Raw genomic sequence first — 4,554 nt, forward strand, 5'->3', positions numbered from 1 at the left:
ACGACTACGTGCCCAAGCCGTTCAAGCCGGCCGAGCTCGTGGCCCGCGTCCGGGCCCGCCTGCGTGAGGGGGAGGCCAAGCCGGCGGAGGTCCTGCACATCGGTGACCTCGAGATCGACGTGGCGGGCCACCAGGTCACCCGCGGCGGGGTCGGCATCGCCCTCACCCCGCTGGAGTTCGACCTCCTCGTGGCCCTCGCCCGGCGGCCGCGCCACGTCTTCACCCGCGAGATGCTGCTGGAGGAGGTCTGGGGCTACCGGCACCAGGCCGACACCCGGCTCGTGAACGTCCACGTCCAGCGCCTGCGCTCCAAGGTCGAGCCGGATCCCGAGAACCCGTGCGTCGTGCTGACCGTCCGCGGCGTCGGGTACAAGGCCGGCCAGGGCTGAGGGCATGACCGTGTCCGGCCCGGGTGTGAGCGCGGCCCCGGCGGCCGAGGCCGGCGCCGAGCCGGTCGAGCCCGCCGCCGGCCGCGCACGGTCGTGGGTCCCCGGCCCCGCGTGGCGTGCGCTGCGCAGCCGGTGGCGCCGGTCCCTGCGGCTGCGCACGGCGGTGCTCTCGGCCCTGCTCTCGATCCTCGCGGGACTCGTGGTCGCCGCGTTCCTGACGCAGCAGATCACCCAGGCCCTCTTCGAGGCCCGCTACGAGCAGGTCCAGGCCGAGGCCCGCCGTGGCCTGAGCCAGGTGCGCGAGACGTTCGCGCAGACCACCGCCACGGACGCGCAGAGCACGGACGTGCTGGTGACCCAGACCCTGCGTGCCCTCGAGGGGGACTCGGGCACCACGATCCGCCGCCGCTACCACCTCGCCCCGCTGCCGGGCTCCGAGTCCGCGTACGTGGGGACGATCTCCTCCGCCGGGCTCGATCCGGCGGTGATCCCCCAGGAGCTGCAGGACGCGGTCGCCTCCGGGCCGGGCGTGTACGACGTCAGCGTGGCGCTGCCGGACCCCGGCGGCGGCACCCGGCCCGGCCTCGTGTTCGGCGCCCAGGTGGTGCTGCCCCCGGGTGCCACCTACGGGCTCTACCTCGTCTACGACCTCGCCGACGTCCAGAGCTCGCTCGACTCGGTGCTCGGTGTGCTGCTGGTGTTCGGCGTCGGCTTCCTGGTGATCAACGTGCTGGTCTCGTGGTGGGTCTCGCGGCGGGTGACCCGGCCCGTGCAGCAGGCAGCCCGGGCGGCCGAGTCCCTCTCGAGCGGCAACCTGGCCGTGCGGATGCCGGTCGACGGTGAGGACGAGATGGCCCGCCTGGGCACGTCCTTCAACCGGATGGCGGACAGCATCCAGGACCAGATCGGCCAGCTCGCCCAGCTGTCCCAGATGCAGCAGCGGTTCGTCTCGGACGTCTCCCATGAGCTGCGCACGCCGCTGACGACCGTGCGGATGGCGGCCGACGTGCTGTACGGCTCGCGCGAGGACTTCGACCCGGTCAACCGACGCTCGACCGAGCTGCTCTACCACCAGGTGGATCGCTTCCAGGCCATGCTCGCGGACCTGCTGGAGATCACCCGGTTCGACGCCGGCGCCGCCACCCCGGCCCTCGAGGCCACGGACATGCTCGAGCTGGCCCGCGACGTCGTGCTCACCTCTCAGCCGTTGGCCGATCAGATCGGCGTGCCCGTGTACGTGGTGCCCATGGACCGGGACCGCGCCGACGGCCACGTCGCCCACGTCGACCCGCGGCGCATCGAACGGATCCTGCGCAACCTGGTGAACAACGCGATCGAGCACGCCGAGGGCCGGCCGGTGGACGTGCTCGTGGCGGCCGACGAGGAGGCCGTCACGTTCGCCGTCGTGGACCACGGCATCGGCATGAGCCCCGAACAGGTGCAGCGCGTGTTCGATCGGTTCTGGCGTGCCGACCCCGCACGCAAGCGCACCACCGGCGGGTCCGGACTGGGTCTGGCGATCGCCACCGAGGACACCCGGCTGCACGGCGGCCGGCTCGAGGCGTGGGGCGAGCTGGGGGAGGGGTCCACCTTCATGGTGACCCTGCCGCGGGCGCCGCGCCCGGCCGCGCAGGGCGCGGAGGCCCCCGAACCGATCGGCCGCTCCGTGCTGCCCATTCCGCCCCGCTACAGCACGGCGGACCGCCGGTACGCCGATGACCTGTCCCGGCCCGTCCCGCAGGAGGCGGACGCCGACGCCGTCGGCACGGTCGCGGACGTCACCGCGGCGGCCGCGGACGCCCCGCCGTCCGCGCGCCAGGCCGAGCAGGCCCTGACCGCACCGACCCGGCCGGTGCGCATGGTCCCTCCCGCCGACGGGACGGCTGCCGGGGGCTGGACCGGCGACGACGGGGCAGAGGAGGCCCGATGACCACCGTGGATCCACAGCCGCCCCGCCCGCCGCGTGTCGCCGTCTTCGCGGTGATCGTCGCCCTGGTGCTCGCCCTCAGCGGCTGCACCCAGATCCCCCAGAGCTCCGAAGTGCGCAGCGCCGACCCGGTCGACGGGGCCAGCGCGGCCGCCGACGCGCCGCAGTTCCATCCGCCGGGACCCGCCGAGTCGGACACGGCGGAGGAGGCCATCCGGGGCTTCCTGCTCGCGGGCACGAGCCCGCAGGACGACTACGCGGTGGCGCGCGAGTTCCTCGACGGGCCCGCGGCCACCCAGTGGACGCCCGGGCAGCGCACCCTCGTGTACTCGGCGGAGCCGCGCATCACCCGGGGTGACGGCGACGGGGACTACCAGATCCAGGTCGAGGTCGACTCGGAGATCGACGAGTACGGCCTGCGGACCGTCGCGCCGCCGGGGACCACACGGGCCTGGGCGGTCACCGTGCAGGAACGGCCGCAGGGCATGCGGATCACGTCCACGGAGAACGGCACGCTGCTCTCCCAGGCGCAGTTCGGACAGCTGTTCGCCCCGCACGAGCTCGCCTTCTACGACACCGCGAAGCGCTATATCGTGCCGGACGTGCGGTGGTTCGTCAATCGGGGCACCACCGTGACCGCGGTGACGCGAGCGCTGCTGCGCGGGCCGGCATCGTATCTGGCCGGCGCGGTGGACACGGCCTTCCCGCTGCGCACCGGCACCGACCTGGCCGCGCCCACGGTGCCCGTCGACGACGACGGCGTGGCCCACGTCGACCTCACCCAGGCGGCCGCCGAAGGGGCCGACGCCGAGCGGCGGCACCGCATGCGGGAGCAGCTGAAGCTGACCCTGACGGGCCTCCAGTCGGTCAAGGAGGTCGAGGTGACCGTCGCCGGTGCCCAGCTGTCCACGTCGGGAGACGACAGCCCCGCCCCGGTCCAGACCGACCCCGCCGTCGGATCGGTCCAGGTGGGCATCGACACGGCGACGGGCGGACTCGTGTACGTGCAGGGGACCAGCGTCACGCCGGTGGGCGGCGCCCCGGACGTCACCGCGCTCGATCCGGTCCGCCCGACGATGTCCGGCGACCGCAGCCGATTCGCGTTCGTCACCCGTGACCGGACGGCGGTCCACATCGCCGGCACGGACGGCTCCCTGCGGGAGGTGCTGCGCGGCACCGGGCTCACCGTCCCGTCGCTGGACCTCCTGGGCTGGGTGTGGGCGGCCGACCGGGGGACGACCTCGCGGATCCGCGCCGTCTCGGCCCAGCCCGGCGGGCAGGAGCGCATCGTGACGGCCACGTGGCTGCGGCCCGGCGAGCGGATCGTCGACCTGCGGTTGTCCCGGAGCGGGGCCCGGGCCGCGATGCTCGTCGACGACGGCCAGCGGACCACTCTGCGCGTGTCCGGCGTCGTGCGCGGTTCGGACGGGGTGCCGAACGCCCTGACCGAGCCGATCCTGCTGCCCTCCTCCGGGTCGGAGGACTCGGTGGAGTGGGCCGGCGACACGAACCTGCTCGTCTCGGCGTACGCCGAGAAGCCGGACGAGCGCGTGGTGCCGCGGATCGTCTCGATCGACGGCACCGTCCGGGAGCTCAACCCGCTGGGCGGTCTGCGGGGGATCTCCGCCGGCGACGACGGCGCCTATTACGCGGAGACGGAGGAGTTCGTGTTCCTGCTGGTGGGCTCCTCGTGGCGGGCGCAGGAGCTCGACCGCGGGGTGCGCAACCTCTCGTTCCCGGACTGAGCCGGGCCCGCGCCGGGCGCCCGTCGTCCACTCCTGCACAGCCGCCCCGTCCCGCACAGCGGCCCGCCCCGGCGCCCGGACGGCGGTGGCGTGCGGTGGACTCGTCGCATGCGCACCCCGCCGTCCTCCCCGTCCCCGCCGTCGGCGTTCGGCACCCTCGGTCGGGCCCTGGCCGACCTGGTCCTGCCCGCCGAGTGCGCGGTGTGCGCCGCGCCGGGCCACCGGCTCTGCCCGGCCTGCGCGGAGGGACTGACCGCCGCCCTGTCCCTGCCCTTCCGGGCGGAGCAGGACGCCCCGGCCTTACCCTTGGGCCCCGGCGGCGCTCCCCTGCCGGTGATGGCGGCCGGTCGCTACGCAGAACCGCTGGCGGCCGCCGTGCTCGCGTTCAAGGACCATCACGCGCTGCACCTGCGCGGCGTGCTGGGCGAGGCCCTCTGCCGGACCGTCGCCGCGGCGCGCCTCGAGCCGGACCTGCCCTTCCGGGCGGAGCAGG

Annotated in this window: 3 protein-coding genes and 1 pseudogene; all 4 read left to right on the forward strand. The window is 74.7% G+C overall.

Translation table 11 applies throughout. From position 1 onward, the window contains the following. Positions 1-389 (forward strand): response regulator transcription factor (locus tag SJ20_RS09640; RefSeq protein WP_044659776.1); only part of this gene is annotated, 389 nt, incomplete at its 5' end. Positions 390-393: 4 nt separating this feature from the next. Next, a complete protein-coding gene (mtrB, locus tag SJ20_RS09645; protein WP_044659777.1) occupies positions 394-2,319 on the forward strand; it encodes an MtrAB system histidine kinase MtrB in 1,926 nt (641 codons plus the stop codon). After that, positions 2,316-4,061 carry an LpqB family beta-propeller domain-containing protein gene (locus SJ20_RS09650; RefSeq protein ID WP_044659778.1) on the forward strand — a complete coding sequence of 582 codons (1,746 nt, stop codon included), beginning with the start codon at positions 2,316-2,318 and terminating at the stop codon, positions 4,059-4,061. The genes mtrB and SJ20_RS09650 overlap by 4 nt, the downstream gene beginning before the upstream one ends. A 108-nt stretch (positions 4,062-4,169) precedes the next feature. Continuing rightward, a pseudogene (locus tag SJ20_RS09655) lies at positions 4,170-4,554 on the forward strand (ComF family protein); the annotation flags it as partial.

It is taken from the genome of Micrococcus sp. MS-ASIII-49, assembly GCF_000946635.1.
GTDB classification, from domain to species: Bacteria; Actinomycetota; Actinomycetes; order Actinomycetales; family Micrococcaceae; genus Micrococcus; species Micrococcus luteus.